Consider the following 19662-nt stretch of genomic DNA (forward strand, 5'->3'; position numbering starts at 1 on the left):
GCCCGCATGATCTACGACTACATCATCGTCGGCGGCGGCTCCGCCGGATCATGCCTCGCGCACCGCCTCTCGGCGCGGGGGACGAACCAGGTCCTGGTCTGCGAGGCCGGCCCGGACACGCCCCCTGGCGAGGAGCCCGCCGAGATCAAGGACAGCTATCCCGGCACCGCCTATTTCGACCCGCGCTTCCACTGGACCGAGCTCAAGGTCCACACCCAGATCGTGCCGCACAACCGGCCCGAGGAGCGCCCGCCGCTGCGCAAGTACGAGCAGGCGCGCGTGCTGGGCGGAGGCTCGTCCATCAACGGCCAGCTCGCCAATCGCGGCGCGCCGACCGATTACGACGAATGGGCCGAGCGCGGGGCCGAGGGCTGGAACTGGGATTCCGTCCTGCCCTATTTCCGCAAGGTCGAGCGCGACCTGGACTTCGACGGCCCCTTCCACGGCAAGGAAGGCAAGATCCCCGTCCGCCGCCTCAAGGAATCGCAATGGAACCCGCATGCCCGCGCGGCGGGGGAGGCCTTCAAGGCCGCGGGCTTCAAGTATCTGCCCGACCAGAACGGCCTCTACGAGGACGGCTGGTTCGCCTGCACCATGTCGAACGAGAACGAGCAGCGCGCCTCGGCGGCCATGGGCTATCTCGACCGCGAGACGCGCCGGCGCGCCAACCTCACGATCTCGACCGAGACGCAGGTCACCTCGCTGATCTTCGAGGGGCTGCGCTGCGTGGGCGTGAAGGCGCTGGTGCGCGGGCAGGAGCAGGAGTTCCGCGCGAACGAGATCATCCTCTCCTCCGGCGCCATCCATTCGCCCGCGCATCTGCTGCGGGCCGGCATCGGCCCCGTCGCGCATCTGCGCGACATGGGCATCGATGTGCTGCACGCCTTGCCCGGCGTGGGCCAGGGGCTGATGGACCACCCGGCCATCTCGCTCTCCTCCCACCTGCGGCGCAGCGCGCGCATGGACAATGTGCAGACGCGCCGGCACATCCAGGTCGCGCTGCGCTATTCCTCGGGGCTCGAGGGCATCCCGGCCGGCGACATGTTCGCCGCCGCCGTCAGCAAGTCGGCCTGGCACGCGGTCGGCCAGCAGATCGCCTCCTTCCTGCTCTGGGTGAACAAGACCTATTCCGAGACGGGCCAGGTGTATCTCGCCTCCAAGGACTGGCGCGCCGAGCCGGTGGTGGAGTTCAACCTTCTCTCCGACCGCCGCGACCTCGATCGTCTGATGACGGGCTTCCGCATGATGGCGGCCATCCAGATGAGCGGCGAGTTGGGGCAGCTCACCTCCAACCATTTCCCGGCCAGCTACAGCGACCGCGTGCGCAAGCTCGGCATCGTGAACAACAAGAACCGCTTCCTGACCTCGATGATCAGCCTAGTCATGGACGGGCCGGAGTTCATCCGCCGCCGCTTCATCGAGAAATTCGTGATCGAGGGCTTCACCTTCGACCAGGTGATGACCGACGACGCCGCGCTGGAGGCCTTCATCCGCAAGGCGACGATCGGCGTCTGGCACGCCTCCTGCTCCTGCCGAATGGGCGCGGAGGGCGACCCGCGCGCCGTCGTGGACCATGAGGGCCGTGTGCGGGGTATGGAAGGTCTGCGCGTGGTCGACGCATCCATTTTCCCGGTGGTGCCCTGCGCGAACACCAATATCCCGACGCTCATGACGGCGGAGAAGATCGCGGAGACGATGCTGGCGGGGTAGCCGTTTCCGGCCTCCACCAGACCTCAGCGGCCCGCGCAGAGGGTCTGCACCACGCGGCAGTTGAGCGCACCGCGCTCGCGCGCCTGACAATCCCGCATGGCGGCCTGCTGCGCGTCGGCGGGGTTGGAGGCGGTTCCGTAATCGATGCCCCGCACCTCGTAGGTGCGGGGATCGCTGGTGATGAACAGCGCGACGCGCTTGATGCCCTCGGTCACGGCGATGCAGGCGTCGGTGAACTCGACGATCCGCGAGCAGCCGCGGGGCGAGGAGCGGCAGCTGGCCTCCGCCGCTTCCTGCGCCGCGCGCCGTTCCCGCTGGCCGACGGCCACGCCGTAGCGGAAGCTCGGCGGGCGGGCGAGGGAGAAGGCGCCGTAGCGCACGGCCGAAGGCGCAGGCGTCGCCGGCGACGGTGCGGCCAGGGGCTGGGCGAAGGCGACAGACTGAACCACGCCCGTCGCCCGCGCCTGCGGGACGGCGCGGATGCAGGAGGTGCCGCAGTTGTCCCCAGGCCCCGGGCTGCCCAGCGGAATCGTGAGCGCGACCACGAAGAAGACCCCGACCAGCACAGCGACCAGCTTCATGCAGCCCCTTACAAGACGAGGTTTTCCTCGCCTCGCCCCCAAGCGAGGGAGAAGGCTAGCAACAACAGGTTGCACTCTCAAGCCAGAATTGTCGCTTTTTCGCGACAAGTCTATTTTCAGTCCGGAAAAGCGCGCGACGTCTGAGGCCTCCCTCCGCGCCAGGGTTTCCCGCGGCGCCGGCCGGGGTGTATCCAGGCCCGCAGGATGGGCGGCGGCCGGCGGCACGGGCAACCGCGTCGTCCGGGCCGGATTTCGAATCACCGATGCGCCTCGTTCTGATCCTGCTGGCCCTGCTCGCGGCCCTTCCCTGGCCGGCGGAGGCCCAGTCGCGCGCGCGCATGCCCGGGCTTCGGGGCCCTCATGCGAGCGGCGCCGCGCTCGAGGCGGCGCGGCGCTTCCTTTGCCCGCATGGCGGCGTGCCGCAGGGCCGCGGCCGCTGCGCGCCGGCCAGCGGCGGAGGAATGCCGGGCGGCGATCCGGACGTGCGCGGTTGGGACCGCGGGATCGCCGCTCCCACCCGCGCCCAGGCCCCCTGTCCGCCCGGCACGACCGCGAGCACGGCCCGCGCGCAGCCCGGCGTCACGCGCTGCATCGCTGGCTGAGCCCGCCCGCTTCAGCTGTGGATGTTGCCGCCCTTCAGGCCCCATCGTCGTCGCAGACGAGGCGCCCAGCGCGTCCGTGATGCAGACTCAGCTGAAGCGGCCCACGCGCCAGGTCATGGCGACGATCCGCCAGCCATCCGCGCGGAGCTCCGCCCGGGCCGGTGAAGGGCGAGGCCCGGAAACCATGGCAACGCCCGAATGGGCCAGCTTCGGAACTGTCGCGCCCGTCAGGCGGCCAGCCAGCCCCGCAGCAGCGCCCCAGCCTCTTCCGGAACCTCCATCGTCGGCAGATGTCCCGTCCGCGCGAAGCCCATCCGCCGCGCGCCGGGAATGAGCGCGGCCATCTCGTCATGCAGCGCGGGCGGGGTCAGCACATCGTCCTCGCCGCAGGCGACCAGGGTGGGAACATCGATCTCCGGCAGGTCGGGCCGGGAATCCGGCCGGCCCATGATCGCGAGCTGCTGCCGGAGAAAGCCCTCATGGCCGACGCGGGCTGCCATCTCCATCACCTCCTCCGCGAGCGGCGTCCCCAGCCGCGAGGGGTGGATGAGGCTCGGCAGCAGCCGCGGCGTCACGCCCCTGAACTGCCCGGACTTGGACAGCGCCATCAGCGCGCGGCGACGGCGCTTCTGCTCTTCCGTGTCGGGCCGCGCCGAGGTGTCGAGCAGCGCCAGATGTGTGATCCGGCCGCGCGCCTGGCGCCACACTTCCAGCGCGACATAGCCGCCCATCGACAGCCCCGCCACGGCGAAGCGCTCCTCGCCTTCCACCAGGTCCAGCGCGCGCGAGGCCATCTCGGCCACGCTGTCGTCGCGCGCGAGATCGGCGATGCGCGGATCGGCGATTCCCGCCAAAGCCGGCAGGCAGTCGCGCCAGAGGCGGCCGTCGCAGAGAAGGCCGGGAAGCAGCAGAAGGGGGCGAGGCATGCCCTGTGGATAATTCGCGCCAGGGCGGCGCGCAATGCGCGGGTTTCGTGTTGCGTTCCACCGGCATCGGGCGCATATGCGGCTCGTTGCAGATGAGGGCGGCAAGTCCGCCCGACCGGCCGTGCGCGCGCCATGCGCCGGCCCTCAGGCCAGGAAGCCCAACTTTGAACGAGACCACCGCGCCCAGCGCGCATGCCGGCACCGATCCTGCCGTGACGGAAACCGAGACCAAGACCACCCCCGACACCCCCATCGCCGCCGCTGCGGAAGAGGCTGTCGCGGAAGCGGCCCCCACCGATCCCGTCGCCGAGGCCGCCCCGCCGGCCGAGCCGGGGGCCACGGAGATCGTCGCCCAGCCGGCCGCGTCCGAGGAGACGACGCCCGAAGTCGTGGCCGAGGCCGGCCCCGATGCCGAGGACGCCGCCCCGCTCGGCGAGGACGAGGTCTCCGACGCCGATTACGACGCCGCCGAGCCCGGCCCGCCGCGCGCCATGTTCTCCGATCTCGGCCTCTCCGACGAGCTGCTCCGCGCCGTCATCGAGTCCGGCTACGTCCACCCGACGCCGATCCAGGAGCAGGCCATCCCCATCGTGCTGATGGGCCGCGATGTTCTGGGCTGCGCCCAGACCGGCACGGGCAAGACGGCCAGCTTCACCCTGCCGATGATGGACATCCTCGCCGGCACGCGGGCCAAGGCGCGCATGCCGCGAAGCCTCATCCTCGAGCCCACGCGCGAGCTCGCGCTGCAGGTGGCCGAGCAGTTCGTCAAGTACGGCAAGTACCTCAACCTGAACCACGCGCTGCTCATCGGCGGCGAGAGCATGAACGACCAGCGCGACGTGCTCGAAAAGGGCGTGGACGTGCTGATCGCCACCCCCGGGCGCCTGCTCGACCTCTTCGACCGCGGCCGCATCCTGATGGCCGACTGCAAGCTCCTCGTCATCGACGAGGCCGACCGCATGCTGGACATGGGCTTCATCCCCGATGTCGAGCGCATCGTCTCGATCATTCCGCAGCTGCGGCAGACGCTGTTCTTCTCAGCCACCATGGCCCCTGAGATCCGCCGCCTGGCCGATGCCTTCCTGCAGAACCCCAAGGAGATCACGGTCAGCCGCCCGGCCTCGGTGGCGACCACCATCACCGCCGGCGTGGTCTATGTGCAGGAGCGCGAGAAGCGCGAGGCGCTGCGCCGGCTGATCCGCCGCGAGCAGGTGCAGAACGCGCTGATCTTCTGCAACCGCAAGATCGACGTGAACATCCTCTACAAGTCGCTCAAGCGGCACGGCTTCTCGGTCGGCGAGCTGCATGGCGACATGGACCAGTCGGCCCGCTTCGCCACGCTGAACGCCTTCAAGGCGAACGAGATCCGGCTGCTGGTCTGCTCCGATGTCGCGGCGCGGGGGCTCGACATCGGCGGCCTCAGCCATGTCTTCAACTTCGACATCCCCTTCCACTCCGAGGACTATGTCCACCGCATCGGCCGCACGGGCCGCGCGGGGCGCGAGGGGCATGCCTATTCGATCGCGACGGCGGATGACGGCAAGCTGGTCCAGGCCATCGAGAAGCTGACCAATGCGCCGATCCCGCGCATCGAGATCGAGGGCATCGATCCCGTCAGCGACGAGGAGATCGCCGAGGCGGCGACCCGCAAGCGCGGCCGCAACGGCCGGTCCATGGGGGCTTCCTCCGGTGGACGCGATTCCGGGCGCGAGCGTGGCGGCCGGGATCGCGGCGGCCGCAGCGCCCGCGACCGCGACGATCGCCCACGCGCCGAGGCCGCGCCGCGCGCCGCCGAGGAGGCGCCCCGCGAAGAGCGTCCCCGGCGCGACCGCGACGACCGCCCGCGCGGCCGCGGCCGCGACGAGGCTCCCCGCGAGGTGCCGCCGCCGCGTGAGGAATTCCGGGCTCGCGAGGAGCGCCCGCGGCGCGAGGAGTATCGCCGCGAGGAGTTCCGCGCGCGCGGCCGCGATCGCGACGACATGGGCCCGTCGGTCGTCGGCTTCGGCGACAGCGTGCCGGCCTTCATGCTGGTGCCGATCCGGGCCAAGCGCGAGGCGCGGGAGACCGTCGAGGCCGCCGAGAATACCGACGCCGCGGCGTAAAGGACAGCGAGGGGGCCTGGACCCTCTCCGGACCGTGATCCACTTCGGTGGATCACGGTCCAGACCTTGGCTGAGAGGACGATTCGCCGCTTCGGCGATTCCGCCTCAGCGGATCGTGCTCTAGGAAATGCGCGCCGCGACGGCGCGCAGCACCGCTTGCGCCGCGGGGACCATCGCGGCGGTGGCGGGCTGCACGGTCTCCGGGCCGCCCTGCCAGTTGTACGAGAAGCAGAAGCTCGCGGGGATGCCGCGCACCATCATCTGGCCGGCCAGCGAGAGCGCATTTTCCCCTTGCCAGACGATGCTGCCGCCCTTGCCGTAGGACGCGATCCCCGGAGGGACGGTGGCGCTCAGCGCATCCGCCATGGAGGAGATCCGCCGGAACTCCGACAGCGCCGTCGCCGAGGTGAAGAGCCGCCCGGACAGCACATAGCGATACCAGGTCACCAGCGCGGTGGCGGACGCGGACATGCTCTCGACATTGTTCATGATCGGTCGCGGCGGGCCGGGCAGCCGGTCCGCGAGCACCGCCTGCACGCCGTCCCAGCCGATATCCTGCTCCGGCGCCGCGCCTGCCAGATAGGAGAAGAGCCGCCGCGTCGAGGTCGGGACCTGCACGCCCGCGAGCGGCACGCGCGCGATCACCGCGCGCACCGCGTCCACGCCGATCTTCTTCAGCACCATGTCGGTCGCCGTGTTGTCGCTATGCGCGATCATGGCCTCCAGCGCCGATCGCGCGGGCAGCGTGCCGGTGAGCTTCTCCAGCACGGGGCTGACCAGCGAGCGGACCTCGTCGTTCAGCGGCAGCTGCTCGGCCAAGCTCAGCCCGTCGTCCTGCACCGCCAGCAGATAGGCCGCGAGGATGAAGGTCTTCACCACGCTGCCCACGAAGAGCGGCCGGTCCGGCTGATGGCCGAGCTGCCAGGCGCCGGCCGGATCGTCGACCGCGACGAAAGCACTCACCGTGCCCGGCAACGCGGCCAGGGCGGTCATGGCCTCCTCGGCGGCGTTCACCGGCACCCCCTGGGCGAGAACGCCCGCCGGCAGGAGCAGGGGCGCCGCGAGGAAGGCATGTCGCCGGCGGATCTGGATCGGCATCTTCGGGCATCCTCGATGTGTCGGGGGAGCAAACGCCGTTCCGCCCGGGTCGTCGCGCAGGGTAGCTCAAACCCTCCCATTCCCGTGCATCTTCGTTCGCCGCCGGCCAGACGTCCATGCGCGGCGCACAGGCCGCACATGCCCCGACGACGGCGGGCTTGCGCTTCCCTGGCGGGGGCGTGATAGGACGCGCATCTCCCGTCGAACCGGCGCGCCCGAAGGAAAGCGAAGATGAACGTCGTCACCAGGACAAAGACCCCGCCCTTCACGTGGGACGACGCCCTCCTGCTGGACGAGCAGCTGACCGAGGACGAGCGGATGATCCGCGACGCCGCGCGCGACTTCTGCCAGGACAAGCTGATGCCCGGCGTGCTGATGGCCAACCGGAACGAGACCTTCGACCGCTCCATCATGAACGCCTTCGGCGAGCAGGGTTTTCTCGGCGCCACCCTGGAAGGCTACGGCTGCGCCGGCGTTTCCTACGTGGCCTACGGCCTCATGGCGCGCGAGGTCGAGCGCGTGGACAGCGGCTACCGCTCCGCCTTCTCGGTCCAGTCCTCGCTGGTGATGTTCCCCATCCACGCCTATGGCTCCGAGGCGCAGAAGCAGAAGTTCCTGCCCAAGCTGCGCACCGGCGAGTGGGTCGGCTGTTTCGGCCTGACCGAGCCCGATGCCGGCTCCGATCCCAATTCCATGCGCACCCGCGCGAAGAAGGTCGATGGCGGTTGGCTGGTCTCGGGCTCCAAGACCTGGATCACCAACTCCCCCATAGCCGACGTCTGCGTGGTCTGGGCCAAGGACGACGAGGGCACGCTCGGCGGCTTCCTGCTCGAGCGGGGCATGAAGGGCCTCACCACGCCGAAGATCGAGGGCAAGTTCAGCCTGCGCGCCTCCACCACCGGCATGATCATGATGGACGAGGTCTTCGTCCCCGATGAGAACCGCCTGCCGGGCGTGCGCTCCTTCGCCGGCCCCTTCTCCTGCCTCAACCGCGCCCGCTACGGCATCGCCTGGGGCGCGCTGGGCGCGGCCGAGTTCTGCATGGCGGCCGCCCGCGACTACACGCTGAACCGCAAGATGTTCGGCCGCCCGCTGGCGCAGACGCAGCTCATCCAGAAGAAGCTCGCCGACATGGAGACCGAGATCACCCTCGGCCTGCAGGCGGTGCTGCGCGTGGGCCGGCTCTTCGACGAGGGCAAGGCGGCGCCGGAGATGATCTCGCTCGTGAAGCGCAACAACTGCGGGAAGTCGCTCGACATCGCGCGGATGAGCCGCGACATGCATGGCGGCAACGGGATCGTCGACGAGTATCACGTGATCCGGCACGTCATGAACCTCGAGACGGTGAACACCTACGAGGGGACGCATGACGTGCACGCGCTGATCCTCGGGCGGGCGATCACGGGGCTCAACGCGTTCTGATCCTCGAGAGGGGCTTTGCCCCTCTCAAACTCTCCCCAGCAAGAACCTCAGGTTCTTGCATCTCCGACCAGTATTGGGGTTCAGGGCATAAAGCCCTGGCGGGGGTCGAGGGGGCAGAGCCCCCTCGCATCCAACAAGGGACCATCATGCCGGATTACCGGATCGAGCGCATGGGCGCCGGCGGCGACGGCATCGCTCCCGGTCCCACTCACATCTCCTTCACCCTCCCCGGCGAGCGCGTCGAGGCCCGCCCCTCCGGCAAGGAGCGCGCGGCGCTCGTGGAGGTGCTGGAGGCCAGCCCCGAGCGCGTGGACTGGCCCTGCCGCCACTTCACCATCTGCGGAGGCTGCGCCCTGCAGCATTGGGACAGGCATCCCTACGCCGCCTGGAAGCGCGGTCGCCTCGCCGAGGCCCTGTCGCGCGCGGGCTATGGCGACCCCGAAGTCGGGCCCATGGTGCCGACGCCGCGCAACGTCCGCCAGCGCGCGGATTTCGGCCTGGAGCGCCTGGCCGACGGCCGCGTCGAGATCGGCTTCCATGAGCGCGGCACCACCAACCTCGTGCCGATGCGCGAATGTCATGTGGTGCTGCCGAACCTGGTCGCGCTGCTGCCTAATCTGGCCGAGGCGCTGCGCGGACTGAACGCGCTGCGCCGGCTGGGCTCGGCCGTGATCAACATGCTCGACAGCGGGCCGGACATCCTGCTGCGCACCGACATGCCGCTTTCCATGCCGGACCGGCGCCTGCTGGCCGCCTTCGCGGAGGCCGAGGGCATTCCGCGCATCGCATGGGAAACCAAGGGCGGCGCCGAGGTCGCGGCGCAGATTCGGCCGGTGCGGCACAGGCTGTCCGGGGTCACGGTCTCGCCGCCGCCCGGCGCCTTCCTCCAGGCCAGCGCTCCGGGCGAGGCGGCCATCATCGAGGCGGTCGTCGCCGGACTGCCGAGGAAGCGCTCTGCGCGCGCCCGCGTGGCCGACCTCTATGCCGGCATCGGCACGCTCTCCTTCCCGCTGCGGAACCACGTGCTGGTCGATGCCTTCGAGGGCGACCCGGCCGCCGCCGAGGCGCTGCGCGCCGGCTCCAACGCCGCCCAGGCCCATATCCGCACCGAACGTCGCGACCTCGCCCGCCAGCCGCTCCTCCCCGCCGAGCTGAAGAACTACCTCGCCGTTGTGCTGGACCCGCCCTTCGCCGGCGCGCCCGAGCAGGTGGCGCAGATCGCGCGCAGCAAGCTGGAGCGCGTGATCTACGTCTCCTGCGGCCCGGCCGCGCTGAGCCGGGACGCCGCCACCCTGCGCGCCGCGGGCTTCAAACTTCTGACGGCGACGCCGGTGGATCAATTTCTCTGGTCCCCGCACCTCGAATCTGTGGTTGTCTTCGCCCGCTGAGCCCCCAAACGGGGGCTCACGGGAGACAAGCACCATGTCCACAGACCGCCGCACGCTCTTCGCCGGCTCGGCCACGATCGCGACCGCCCTGGCGCTGCCCGCCCTCGCCCAGCAGGCGGCCGCCCCCGCCGCGCCGACCGCCACCAACGCCCAGGCGCCTGGCTTCTACCGCTTCAAGGTGGGCGGCCTGACCGTCACGACCGTCCATGACGGCTTCGCCCGCCGCCCCGTGCAGGGCTTCGTGCGCAATGCCGAGCTCTCGGAGGTCCAGGCCGTGCTGGCCAGCAACTTCATGCCGGCCGACACGCTGACCATCCCCTTCACCATGACCTTCGTGACGACGCCCGCGGGCCTCGTGGCCTTCGACGCCGGCAACGCCCCCCCGTCCGGCACCGCCACCAACGGCCAAGCCGCGGCCAACATGCGCGCGGCGGGGATCGACCCGGCCCGCGTCGTGGCGGTGATCGTGAGCCACTTCCACGGCGACCACATCTCCGGCCTGGGCTCGGCCGACGGCCAACGCCTCTTCCCCAATGCCGAGATCATCGTGCCCGCGACGGAATGGGCCTGGTGGACGGAGGAAGGCAACGTCACGCGCAGTCCCGAGGGCCAGCGCGGCACTTTCGCGAACACGAAGAACCGCTTCGCGCCCTATCAGGGCCGCATCCGCCAGATCGCCGACGGGGCCGAGGCCGTGCCCGGCATCCGCGCCGTGGCCGCCTACGGCCATACGCCGGGGCACACGATGTACCGCATCGCCGATGGCGGCGAGCAGATGATGTATGTGGCCGACATCACCAACCGTCCGGAGCTCATGGCGCCGCGCCCGGATTGGCAGATCGTCTTCGACTTCGACGGCGACACGGCCGCCGCCGTCCGCCGCCGCGTGCTCGACCAGGTGGCGACGGACCGCATGCGCGTCACGGGCTACCACTTCCCCTTCCCGGCCAACGGCTACTTCGTGAAGGACGGCAACGGCTACCGCTTCGTCCCGGGCGACTGGTCGAGCGCGATCTGACGAGAGGCACGGACATGAACCGCCGCCTCCTCCTGGCCGGGGCCGCTGCGGGCATCGCGGCCGCCCGGACTGCCCCTGCCCAGACCGCCGCGACGCCTGAAACCCAGGCGCCCGGCTTCTACCGCTTCAAGGTGGGCGACTTCACCGTCACCACCGTGCATGACGGCTTCGTGCTCCGGGCCAATCCGCTGGAGGGGCTGGTCACCAACGCGCCGGCCGCCGAGGTCCAGGCCGTGCTGGAAGGCGCGGCCCTGCCGGTCCGCGGGCTGATGAACCCCTATATCGTCACCTTCGTCGAGACCGGCCGGGGCCTCGTCGCCTTCGACGCCGGCACCGGGGCGGGGCAGATGGCGCCGGGCACGGGCCTCCTGCCGCGCAACATGGCGGCGGCCGGGCTGCGGCCAGAGGACGTCACCCTGGTCGCCATCAGCCACTTCCACGGCGACCACATCACCGGCCTCACGACGCGCGAGAACCAGCCCTTCTTCCCCAATGCCGAGGTGGCGGTGCCGGCCGCCGAATGGGCCTGGTGGAGCGACACCGCCAACGAGGCGCGCAGTCCGCAATTCCAGCGCGGGAATTTCGCGAACACCGCGCGCCGCTTCGCTCCCCTGCGCGCCCGGATGCGGATCTTCGAAGCGGAGGCCGAGGTCGCGCCGGGCATCCGCGCCATCGCGACGCCGGGCCACACGCCGGGCCATTGCGCCTTTCACATCGCGAGCGGCCGCGAGCAGTTCTTCGTCACGGCCGACGCGGCCGGCCGGCCGGAGCTTTTCCTGCGGCAGCCGGGCTGGCACTCCGTCTTCGACTTCGGTGGGGCGATGGCGGTGGAAAGCCGGCGCCGCCTCTTCGGCCGGATCGCCGCCGAGCGCGCCCGCATGGCGGCCTACCACTTCCCCTTCCCCGGGACCGGCTACATCCTGGAGGAGACGGGCGGCTTCCGCTTCGTGCCCGCCGACTGGTCCAGCGTGGTCTGAGCGGGTTCAGTAGACCGCGCGGCCGCCCGAGCAGTCGAAGATCGCGCCGGTGGAAAAGCTCACCGCGTCCGAGGCCAGGAAGGCGGCCATCTCCGCCACCTCGGAGGTGAGGCCGAAGCGGCCCAGCGGGATCTTCGACTTCATCCAGGCCACCTGCTCGGCCGTCATCTGCTGGAACAGCTCGGTCTCCACCGCGGCCGGGGTGATGCAGTTCACCCGCACCTCCGTCCCGGCCAGCTCCTTGCCGAGCGACTTCGTCAGGCCGATCACCCCCGCCTTGGCCGCGGAATAGGCCGAGGCCATGGGGTTGCCCTCCTTCCCGGCGATGCTGGCGATGTTGACGATGCGCCCGCGATTGCGCGCCCGCATGCCCGGAACGACGCAGCGGCAGGTGAGATAGACGCCGACCAGATCCACCTCGATGACCCGGCGCCAGTCGTCCACCGGATAATCCTCGAGCCGGTGGTTGGGGCCGGTGATGCCGGCATTGGCCACCATGATGTCGACCGGACCGAGCACCGCCTCGGTGCGGGCGAGAGCGGCTTGCAGGCTCGCGGCGTCGGTGACGTCGGCGGCCTCGGCATGCGCGCCGGACGCGGCGGCGGCCGACCGCGCCACGCCGACGTCGGCATCCCAGAGCGCCACGCGCGCGCCGTCCCGGGACAGGCGCTCCGCAATGGCGAGGCCAATGCCGCGGGCCCCGCCCGTCACAACGGCCACCCGGCCTTCCAGCTGTCCCATGGTATCCCCCGAGGCTTTCGGGGAGCATCGCCCAAGGGGCTCCCGGGTCAAGCCGCGCGCTGCTCGTCGAGCTGGCGCAGCGCCGCTTCCAGATGCGCGTCAAGCGCGTTGAGACCGGCGGCCATGGCCGCCGCGTCCTGCGTCTCGGCGCCCCGCTCGATCCATTCCAGGGGCGAGGCCAGCTCGGTCAGGCTGAAGTTCGAGGCGAGGCCCCGCATGGCATGCGCCTGAGCCTTGGCCGCCTCGACATCGGCGGCCACGACGGCCTCGCGCAGCAGCGGCGCCCGGCTTTCCAGCTCCGCGCGGCAAAGGCGGCGGGCCTCGTTGCCGGCCGTGTTGGGCGTTGCCTGGTCGGTCACGCCCTCGATCAGCCGGCTGCCGTCCGCCATCGGCGAGAGACGCACCTGCGGCCGCTGGCCGCGCTCGCGCCGACGGGGACCGCTGCGCGTGTCGAGGTGGCGCAGCAGCATGCCGAGCTGCAGGTCCCGCCGCAGCAGCCCCGCCGGCACCAGCGCGGCGAAGGCGGCGTTCCAGGCGCAGAGGCGTTCCGAGGCGTCGATCAGCGCGGCGGGCCCCGGCCAGGCCTCGATCAGGGCCGCGTCCCGGCGCTCGGCGGCGACGCGCTCGGCCTGGGTGAGCCGCATCCGCGCCTCGTTCACGCTCAGCTGCGCAGCATGCCGCGCGAGGCTGCCACGCAGCGCGGCGAGCTTGCGCTGCGCGCGCTCACGCGCCGCGACCTGCTGCTGGAAGATAGCCCCGATCAGGAAGAGGCCGACGACCGGGAAGAACCAGTAGAAGATCGCCACGCCGTGCGAGCGCGCGACGCCCTCGACCCGAAGGCTGCCCTCGTGCAGCCAGTGGCTCACGCGGACGGAATGGCCATAGCCGGCCGGCAGCGCCAGGGCCGCCAGCTCCACGCCCTGCGCGGTCAGCAGCCGCAGCCCTGTTCCGGGCATCGGCGTCAGCCGCGCTTCGAGCGTCGAGATGGGCAGCCGCTGCGAGGCGGTGGGGGCGCCGGGCGCGGAAGGCGCCAGGACGGCGAGCATCTCCGGCGCCAGTCCCTCTTCCAGCGGCAGGAAGACGAGGTGGCCGGGCGTGGCCCCGTCCAGCCGCCGCGCCGTGCCGGCCGGCAAGGGCCCGAGCGTCACGCCGGCGACCAGCGCGCCGTCCTGCTGCGCGCGGCGGAGCCGGCCCTCGGCCGTCAGGATCTCGCCGCGGAGGGCCAGGGCCGCCCGGGCCGCGGATTCGCCCGCCAGCGCCAGGGCCGTCTGCTCCGAGGCGCGGGAGGCCTGCTCGACAAGGAGCCAGGTGCAGGCGAGCAGCGTCGCGACCAGGACCATGAAGGCGGCGGAGGACCGGTGCGTCAAAGCGCGGATCAGCTCGCGGCCTCCCATGGCCATGGATGGATCGTTCCGGGCAATGTTCAGGCGCGCAATAAATAGACAGCGCTCATGGCGTGCAAGCAGGGATTTCCAGGCATCTCCCTTGCCGCCCTTTCGGGCCGGTGCGAATGTGCGGCCCGCATCGCAACAGCAGGACGGCCCCCGCCGAAGGGGCCAGTGAGGGTATTAGGATATGGCGAAGATCAAGGTGAAGACCCCCGTCGTCGAAATGGACGGCGACGAGATGACCCGGATCATCTGGGCCTTCATCAAGGACAAGCTGATCCACCCCTACCTCGACATCGACCTGAAGTACTACGACCTCGGCATCGAGTACCGCGATCAGACGGACGACCAGGTCACGGTCGACGCAGCGAATGCCACGAAGCAGTACGGCGTCGGCGTGAAGTGCGCGACCATCACGCCGGACGAGGCCCGCGTGAAGGAGTTCGGCCTGAAGAAGATGTGGAAGTCGCCCAACGGCACGATCCGCAACATCCTCGACGGCACGATCTTCCGCGAGCCGATCATCTGCCAGAACGTTCCCCGCCTGGTGCCGCACTGGTCCAAGCCGATCGTCGTCGGCCGCCATGCCTATGGCGACATCTACCGCTCGGTCGAGATGAAGGTCCCCGGCGCCGGCAAGGTGTCCATGACCTTCACGCCCGAGGGCGGCGCGCCGCAGGAGATCGGCGAGTTCTCCATGCCCGCGACCGGCGGCGTGGCGATGATGATCCACAATCTCAACAAGTCGATCGAGGGCTTCGCCCGCGCCTCGTTCAACTACGGCCTGGCCCGCAACTACTCGGTGTACTTCAGCCACAAGAACACCATCCTCAAGGCCTATGACGGCTCCTTCAAGGACATCTTCCGCGCCATCTACGACGCCGAGTTCAAGGCCGAGTACGAGAAGCGCGGCATCACCTACGAGGACCGCCTGATCGACGACATGGTGGCCTCGGCGCTGAAGTGGGAAGGCGGCTATATCTGGGCCTGCAAGAACTACGACGGCGACGTGCAGTCGGATATCGTGGCGCAGGGCTTCGGCTCGCTCGGCCTGATGACCTCGGTGCTGCTCTCGCCCGACGGCAATACGGTCGAGTCCGAGGCGGCGCACGGCACGGTGACGCGCCACTTCCGCGAGCACCAGAAGGGCCGCGAGACCTCGACCAACCCGATCGCCTCGATCTTCGCCTGGACGCGCGGCCTGGCCTATCGCGGCAAGTTCGACAACACGCCGGACGTGGTGAACTTCGCCGAGACGCTGGAGAAGGTCTGCATCTCGACCGTCGAGGGCGGCCAGATGACCAAGGACCTCGCCATCCTGATCGGCAAGGACCAGGCCTATCTCTCCACCCAGGCCTTCCTCTCGGCGCTGGACGAGAATCTGAAGAAGGCCATGGCCTGATGCCTCGCGGCGTCTCGCCCGCCTTTTCCGGGTGACCTGACGCCGTGAACCTGCTGGTGCCGCTCGACTACCTCGCGCTGGCCATCTTCTTCCTGTGCTGGGCGGGGTATTCGGCCATCGTGGACCGGATCCCCGCCATCCGGTCCCGCTCGGTGATCGCCTCCATGGACGAGCACCGGCGGCGCTGGATGCTGGCGCTGCTCGACCGGGACAACCGGATCAGCGACGTTTCGATCGTCAACAACCTGATGACGAGCACCTCCTTCCTCGCCAACAACTCCATCTTCATCCTGGGCGGCCTCGTCGCGCTGCTGAGCGCCTCCGACCTCGGCCAGCGGGTGCTGGCCAACCTGCCCTTCTCCGATCCGCCCACCAACGAGATGGCCTGGGAGATGCGGATCTTCCTGCTGCTCTTCATCTTCATCCGCGCCTTCTTCGAGCTGACCTGGGCTCTGCGGCAGTTCAACTACACCTCGATCCTCATCGGCGGGCTCGGCCAGGGCGACGCCTATGTGGGCCAGGCCGAGGTCGCGGCGCAGGTCGCGAACCGCGCGGCGCGGCACTTCAACACGGGGCTGCGCGCCTATTACTTCGGGCTGGCGGCCCTGGGCTGGATCATCCATCCCGTCGCGCTGATCCTGGCCTCGCTGATCGTGCTGCGCGAGTTGCACCGGCGCGAGTTCCGCTCCGTCGTGCGTGAGGTCCTGTCGCGTGGCGGATAGCGCGGCGCGCCATGTGGTCGCGCTGGCGCGGCGCGGCCTGCTGCGCGGCGCGGCCGGGCTTTCGGCCCTGGCGATGCTGCAGCCCTCCCTCGCCCGGCCGCAGGCGGTGGGCGATCCCTTCACGCTGGGCGTGGCCTCGGGCGATCCCTGGCCGGACGGGGCCGTGATCTGGACGCGGCTGGCCCCCGATCCGATGGCCGCCGGCGGCGGCATGGCGCCCCTGCCGGTCGAGGTGGCCTGGGAGGTCGCGGAGGACGAGCGCATGACGCGCGTGGCGCAGCGCGGCAGCCTCACCGCGACGCCGGCGCTCGGCCATTCCGTGCATGTCGAGCTGCGCGGTCTCCAGCCGGCACGGACCTATTTCTACCGCTTCCGTGCGGCCGGCCACGAGAGCCGCATCGGCCGCACGCGTACCGCGCCGGAGCCGGACAGCGAGGCGTCCATCCGCTTCCTCAACGCCGGCTGCCAGAACTACGAGCACGGGCTCTTCACGGCCTGGCGCCACGCGGCCGCTGAAGAGGACATCGACTTTGTCTTCCACTACGGCGACTACATCTACGAATACCGCTCGCGGCCCGGCAGCCGGCCGCTCGCGCGGACGCATCACAGCGCCGACGTGCTCACCCTCGAGGACTACCGCGCCCGCTACGCGCAGTACCGGCTGGACCAGGATCTCGCGGCCGCGCATGCCGCGCATCCCTTCGTCAGCAGCTACGACGACCACGAGATCGAGAACAACTGGGCCGGCCTGATCAGCCAGCGCGACGGCCTGCGCTTCCCGGACCGCACCTCGCCCGAGATCTTCGCGCTGCGCGCCGCCGCCGCCTTCCAGGCCTGGTACGAGAACATGCCGGTCCGCGCCGCCGCCCTGCCGCGCGGCGTGGACATCACCGCCTACCGCCGCCTGCGCTTCGGCCGCGCGCTCGACCTGCACGTGCTGGACACGCGCCGCTTCCGCGACGACCAGCCCTGCGGCGACGGCCGCGTCGCGCGCTGCGAGGCCGTGGCGCGGCCCGAAGCGCAGATGCTCGGCCCGGCTCAGGAAAACTGGCTGCACGCGGGCCTCGCGGCCAGCGGGGCGCGCTGGCAGGTGGTGGCGCAGCAGGTCTTCCTCGCGGAGCGGCCCTTCGTCGACGGCACCCGCTCGATGGACAGCTGGGACGGCTATCCGGCGGCGCGGGCCCGGCTGCTCGGGATGCTCGGCGGGCGCGACGCGGTGGCCCTGACGGGCGACATCCATTCAGCCTGGGCCAATGACGTCGCGGCGCGCCCCGGCGAGCGGCCCGCGCTGGTGGAGTTCGTCGGCACCTCGATCGCGAGCAACGGGGACGGCGGCGAGGCGGTGAACTACGCGGCCGGGCTCATGGCCGCGCAGCCGCATCTCCGCTTCCACAACAACCGCCGCGGCTACACCCTGCACGTCGCCCGCGCGGATCGCGTGGAGGCGATCTACCGCGCCGTGCCCTATGTGGTCCGGCCCGACGCGCCGCGCGAGGATCGCGGGCATTTCGTCACCTTCGCCGGGCGCCCCGGGGTGGTTGCGGCCTAGCGCCTGTCCTAGCCTGCCTCCGGAAACGAGGAGGGGCGGATGGCACGCATCGGTTTCGTCGGGCTCGGCAATATGGGGCTGCCCATGGCGCGCAATCTCGCGCGGAAGGGCCACGAGGTGCGCGGCTACGACCTCAGCGCCGCCGCGATGGACGCTGCGGCGGAGGGCGGCGTTGGGCGCGCGCAATCCGCCGCCGACGCGGCACGGGGCGCCGATTTCGTCATCTCCATGCTGCCGGCCGGCGCGCATGTGAAGGACGCCTGGCTGGGCGCCGGTGGCCAAGGGGGAGGCATGGCGGCGGCCTGCGATCCGCAGGCGGTGCTGATCGACTGCTCCACCATCGACGTCGAGACGGCTCGCTCCGTCGCGGCCGGACGGCCCATGCTCGACGCGCCGGTGTCCGGCGGCACCATGGGCGCCGAGGCCGGCACGCTCACCTTCATGGTGGGCGGCGACGCGGCGGCCTTCGCGAGCGCGAAGCCGATCTTCGAGGCCATGGGCCGCACCATCGTCCATTGCGGCGAGGCCGGCGCGGGGCAAGCCGCCAAGCTCTGCAACAACATGCTGCTGGCCATCTGCATGATCGGCACGGGCGAGGCCTTCACCCTGGCGGAGAAGCTCGGCCTCAGCCACGAGGCGCTGTTCGAGGTCGCGAGCAAGTCCTCGGGCCAGAGCTGGGCGCTGACCACCTATTGCCCGGTCCCCGGCCCGGTGCCCGGCAGCCCGGCCAATCGCGACTACAGGCCCGGCTTCGCGACGGCGCTGATGCTGAAGGATCTCGGCCTGTCGCAGCAGGCGGCCGAGGCGGCCGGCGCGGCCACGCCCCTGGGTGCCGCGGCGCTGGAGCTGTACCGGCGCTTCGCCGAGGGCGGCGGTGCCGGCACGGACTTCTCGGGCATCATCAATATGCTGCGCGGGACCGCGCGGTAGCCTCCGGCGGCGCCCGGCCCCTCCGATCCCCCTGGCGTGAGGCTCGCGCGTCATCCCATAATCGGACGGCAGCCCAGGAGACCGCCGATGCGCACCCGCTACAGGATGGAACGCCGCGCCTTAGGCGGCCTCGTCCTCACCGCCGTCCCGGGCGCCCGCATCGCCGTCGCGCAGAGCCTCGACCGTGTCTCCTTCCACACCAACTGGCGCGCCCAGGCCGAGCAGGGCGGCTACTACCAGGCCGTGGCCGCGGGCATCTACCGGCGCTACGGCATCGAGTGCGAGCTGCGCCAGGGCGGCCCGCAGCTCGACCCCGTGCGGCTGATGCTCATGGGCCGCGTGGACATGATCATGTCCAACGGCTTCCAGGCCCTGACCTATGTGCGCGAGAACGTCCCGGCGCTGACCATCGCCGCGATGATGCAGAAGGATCCCCAGGTGCTGATGACCCATGCGGGCAACGGCATCGGGAGCTTCGAGGACATGCGCGGCAAGCCCATCCTGGTGGGCTCCGGCGGACGGGTGACCTATTGGCCCTTCCTCAAGTCCCGCTTCGGCTTCACCGACGCGCAGGTCCGTCCCTACACCTTCAACCTGCAGCCCTTCCTGCTCGACCGCACGGCCATCCAGCAGGGCTTCCTCTCCTCGGAACCGCTTTCCGCGATCCAGGCCGGCGCCACGCCGCGCGTCTTCCTCATCGCCGATGCCGGCTACGAGAATTACCAGACCACGATCGACCTTCAGCGCAGCTTCCTCGACAACCGGCCGGACGTCGTGCAGCGCTTCGTGAGCGCGAGCATCGAGGGCTGGACGCAGTATATGCGGGGCCAGGACATCGCGGCCGCCAATCGCCTCATCATCCGCGACAATCCGGAGATGACGGAAGAGCGCATCGCCTACGCGATCCGCGTGATGAACGAGGCCGGCATCGTGATCTCGGGCGACGCCACGACGATGGGCGTGGGCGCCATGACCGATGCGCGTTGGGAGCGCTTCTACCACACGATGCGCGATGCCGGCGTCTATCCGCCGGGGCTCGATGTCCGCCGCGCCTATGATCTGCGCTTCGTGAACCAGCGGGTCGGGCTCTGATCGCGCGCGATTCT

General features: G+C 70.6%; 17 protein-coding genes. 12 read left to right on the forward strand and 5 right to left on the reverse strand.

All coding sequences use genetic code 11. The features are described from left to right. Positions 1-6 precede the first annotated feature (6 nt). Positions 7-1710, forward strand: coding sequence for a GMC family oxidoreductase (locus EJV46_RS14750; protein WP_206020827.1), 1704 nt, complete (start codon positions 7-9; stop codon positions 1708-1710). 23 nt (positions 1711-1733) lie between these two features. On the opposite strand, the gene EJV46_RS14755 is transcribed toward EJV46_RS14750, so the two are convergent. Further along, positions 1734-2291, reverse strand: a complete 558-nt coding sequence (locus EJV46_RS14755) for a DUF4189 domain-containing protein (RefSeq protein ID WP_131549459.1) — start codon at positions 2289-2291, stop codon at positions 1734-1736. Positions 2292-2554: 263 nt separating this feature from the next. Between EJV46_RS14755 and EJV46_RS14760 the strand changes: the two genes are divergently transcribed. Then, positions 2555-2893: a hypothetical protein gene (locus EJV46_RS14760; protein WP_131549460.1), complete on the forward strand. Its 339-nt coding sequence runs from the start codon at positions 2555-2557 to the stop codon at positions 2891-2893. A 227-nt stretch (positions 2894-3120) separates the two neighbouring features. Here the strand turns inward: EJV46_RS14760 and EJV46_RS14765 are convergent, their stop codons facing one another. Beyond that, complete coding sequence (locus tag EJV46_RS14765) at positions 3121-3819, reverse strand: alpha/beta fold hydrolase (protein ID WP_131549462.1); 699 nt, start codon at positions 3817-3819, stop codon at positions 3121-3123. Positions 3820-4310: 491 nt separating this feature from the next. Between EJV46_RS14765 and EJV46_RS14770 the strand changes: the two genes are divergently transcribed. After that, on the forward strand, positions 4311-5921 hold the full coding sequence (locus tag EJV46_RS14770; protein WP_240782600.1) for a DEAD/DEAH box helicase: 1611 nt from the start codon (positions 4311-4313) through the stop codon (positions 5919-5921). Positions 5922-6041: 120 nt separating this feature from the next. Here the strand turns inward: EJV46_RS14770 and EJV46_RS14775 are convergent, their stop codons facing one another. After that, complete coding sequence (locus EJV46_RS14775; protein ID WP_131549463.1) at positions 6042-7019, reverse strand: serine hydrolase; 978 nt, start codon at positions 7017-7019, stop codon at positions 6042-6044. A 231-nt stretch (positions 7020-7250) separates the two neighbouring features. Here EJV46_RS14775 and EJV46_RS14780 point away from each other — a divergent pair, with 231 nt between their 5' ends. From EJV46_RS14780 to EJV46_RS14795, 4 genes are all read left to right on the forward strand, one after another. Continuing rightward, positions 7251-8441 (forward strand): acyl-CoA dehydrogenase, encoded by a 1191-nt coding sequence (locus tag EJV46_RS14780; protein ID WP_131549464.1) that lies wholly within the window; start codon positions 7251-7253, stop codon positions 8439-8441. Positions 8442-8587: 146 nt separating this feature from the next. Then, complete coding sequence (locus EJV46_RS14785; RefSeq protein ID WP_131549465.1) at positions 8588-9829, forward strand: class I SAM-dependent RNA methyltransferase; 1242 nt, start codon at positions 8588-8590, stop codon at positions 9827-9829. 34 nt (positions 9830-9863) lie between these two features. Further along, entirely contained in the window at positions 9864-10847 is a 984-nt protein-coding gene (locus EJV46_RS14790; RefSeq protein ID WP_131549466.1) for an MBL fold metallo-hydrolase, read from the forward strand. Between the two features lie 14 nt (positions 10848-10861). Next, on the forward strand, positions 10862-11824 hold the full coding sequence (locus EJV46_RS14795; RefSeq protein ID WP_131549468.1) for an MBL fold metallo-hydrolase: 963 nt from the start codon (positions 10862-10864) through the stop codon (positions 11822-11824). Between the two features lie 6 nt (positions 11825-11830). Here the strand turns inward: EJV46_RS14795 and EJV46_RS14800 are convergent, their stop codons facing one another. Together EJV46_RS14800 and EJV46_RS14805 are read right to left on the reverse strand one after the other, a co-directional pair. Further along, positions 11831-12565: an SDR family NAD(P)-dependent oxidoreductase gene (locus EJV46_RS14800; protein ID WP_131549469.1), complete on the reverse strand. Its 735-nt coding sequence runs from the start codon at positions 12563-12565 to the stop codon at positions 11831-11833. 47 nt (positions 12566-12612) lie between these two features. Then, positions 12613-13965, reverse strand: coding sequence for a hypothetical protein (locus EJV46_RS14805; protein WP_131549470.1), 1353 nt, complete (start codon positions 13963-13965; stop codon positions 12613-12615). A 175-nt stretch (positions 13966-14140) separates the two neighbouring features. On the opposite strand from EJV46_RS14805, the gene EJV46_RS14810 reads away from it, so the two are divergent. From EJV46_RS14810 to EJV46_RS14830, 5 genes are all read left to right on the forward strand, one after another. Further along, on the forward strand, positions 14141-15355 hold the full coding sequence (locus EJV46_RS14810) for an NADP-dependent isocitrate dehydrogenase (RefSeq protein WP_131549472.1): 1215 nt from the start codon (positions 14141-14143) through the stop codon (positions 15353-15355). A gap of 44 nt (positions 15356-15399) precedes the next feature. After that, positions 15400-16077, forward strand: coding sequence for a DUF599 domain-containing protein (locus EJV46_RS14815; protein ID WP_131549473.1), 678 nt, complete (start codon positions 15400-15402; stop codon positions 16075-16077). Continuing rightward, positions 16067-17626, forward strand: coding sequence for an alkaline phosphatase (locus EJV46_RS14820; protein WP_206020828.1), 1560 nt, complete (start codon positions 16067-16069; stop codon positions 17624-17626). The genes EJV46_RS14815 and EJV46_RS14820 overlap by 11 nt, the downstream gene beginning before the upstream one ends. Positions 17627-17665: 39 nt before the next feature. Further along, a complete protein-coding gene (mmsB, locus tag EJV46_RS14825; RefSeq protein WP_131549474.1) occupies positions 17666-18556 on the forward strand; it encodes a 3-hydroxyisobutyrate dehydrogenase in 891 nt (296 codons plus the stop codon). A gap of 87 nt (positions 18557-18643) precedes the next feature. Beyond that, positions 18644-19648, forward strand: coding sequence for an ABC transporter substrate-binding protein (locus tag EJV46_RS14830; protein WP_131549475.1), 1005 nt, complete (start codon positions 18644-18646; stop codon positions 19646-19648). Positions 19649-19662: the final 14 nt, after the last annotated feature.

The sequence above is a fragment of the Roseococcus sp. SYP-B2431 genome (assembly GCF_004336745.1).
GTDB lineage: Bacteria > Pseudomonadota > Alphaproteobacteria > Acetobacterales > Acetobacteraceae > Roseococcus.

What these genes read in the sequence shown, in the direction of transcription:
- EJV46_RS14775 (WP_131549463.1), bottom strand. Translation starts at nt 7,019, where the DNA reads ATGCCGATCCAGATCCGCCGGCGACATGCCTTCCTCGCGGCGCCCCTG.
- EJV46_RS14755 (WP_131549459.1), bottom strand. Translation starts at nt 2,291, where the DNA reads ATGAAGCTGGTCGCTGTGCTGGTCGGGGTCTTCTTCGTGGTCGCGCTC.
- EJV46_RS14750 (WP_206020827.1), top strand. Translation starts at nt 7, where the DNA reads ATGATCTACGACTACATCATCGTCGGCGGCGGCTCCGCCGGATCATGC.
- EJV46_RS14770 (WP_240782600.1), top strand. Translation starts at nt 4,311, where the DNA reads ATGTTCTCCGATCTCGGCCTCTCCGACGAGCTGCTCCGCGCCGTCATC.
- EJV46_RS14805 (WP_131549470.1), bottom strand. Translation starts at nt 13,965, where the DNA reads ATGGCCATGGGAGGCCGCGAGCTGATCCGCGCTTTGACGCACCGGTCC.
- mmsB (WP_131549474.1), top strand. Translation starts at nt 17,666, where the DNA reads ATGGCACGCATCGGTTTCGTCGGGCTCGGCAATATGGGGCTGCCCATG.
- EJV46_RS14780 (WP_131549464.1), top strand. Translation starts at nt 7,251, where the DNA reads ATGAACGTCGTCACCAGGACAAAGACCCCGCCCTTCACGTGGGACGAC.
- EJV46_RS14785 (WP_131549465.1), top strand. Translation starts at nt 8,588, where the DNA reads ATGCCGGATTACCGGATCGAGCGCATGGGCGCCGGCGGCGACGGCATC.
- EJV46_RS14760 (WP_131549460.1), top strand. Translation starts at nt 2,555, where the DNA reads ATGCGCCTCGTTCTGATCCTGCTGGCCCTGCTCGCGGCCCTTCCCTGG.
- EJV46_RS14830 (WP_131549475.1), top strand. Translation starts at nt 18,644, where the DNA reads ATGCGCACCCGCTACAGGATGGAACGCCGCGCCTTAGGCGGCCTCGTC.
- EJV46_RS14765 (WP_131549462.1), bottom strand. Translation starts at nt 3,819, where the DNA reads ATGCCTCGCCCCCTTCTGCTGCTTCCCGGCCTTCTCTGCGACGGCCGC.
- EJV46_RS14795 (WP_131549468.1), top strand. Translation starts at nt 10,862, where the DNA reads ATGAACCGCCGCCTCCTCCTGGCCGGGGCCGCTGCGGGCATCGCGGCC.
- EJV46_RS14800 (WP_131549469.1), bottom strand. Translation starts at nt 12,565, where the DNA reads ATGGGACAGCTGGAAGGCCGGGTGGCCGTTGTGACGGGCGGGGCCCGC.
- EJV46_RS14790 (WP_131549466.1), top strand. Translation starts at nt 9,864, where the DNA reads ATGTCCACAGACCGCCGCACGCTCTTCGCCGGCTCGGCCACGATCGCG.
- EJV46_RS14810 (WP_131549472.1), top strand. Translation starts at nt 14,141, where the DNA reads ATGGCGAAGATCAAGGTGAAGACCCCCGTCGTCGAAATGGACGGCGAC.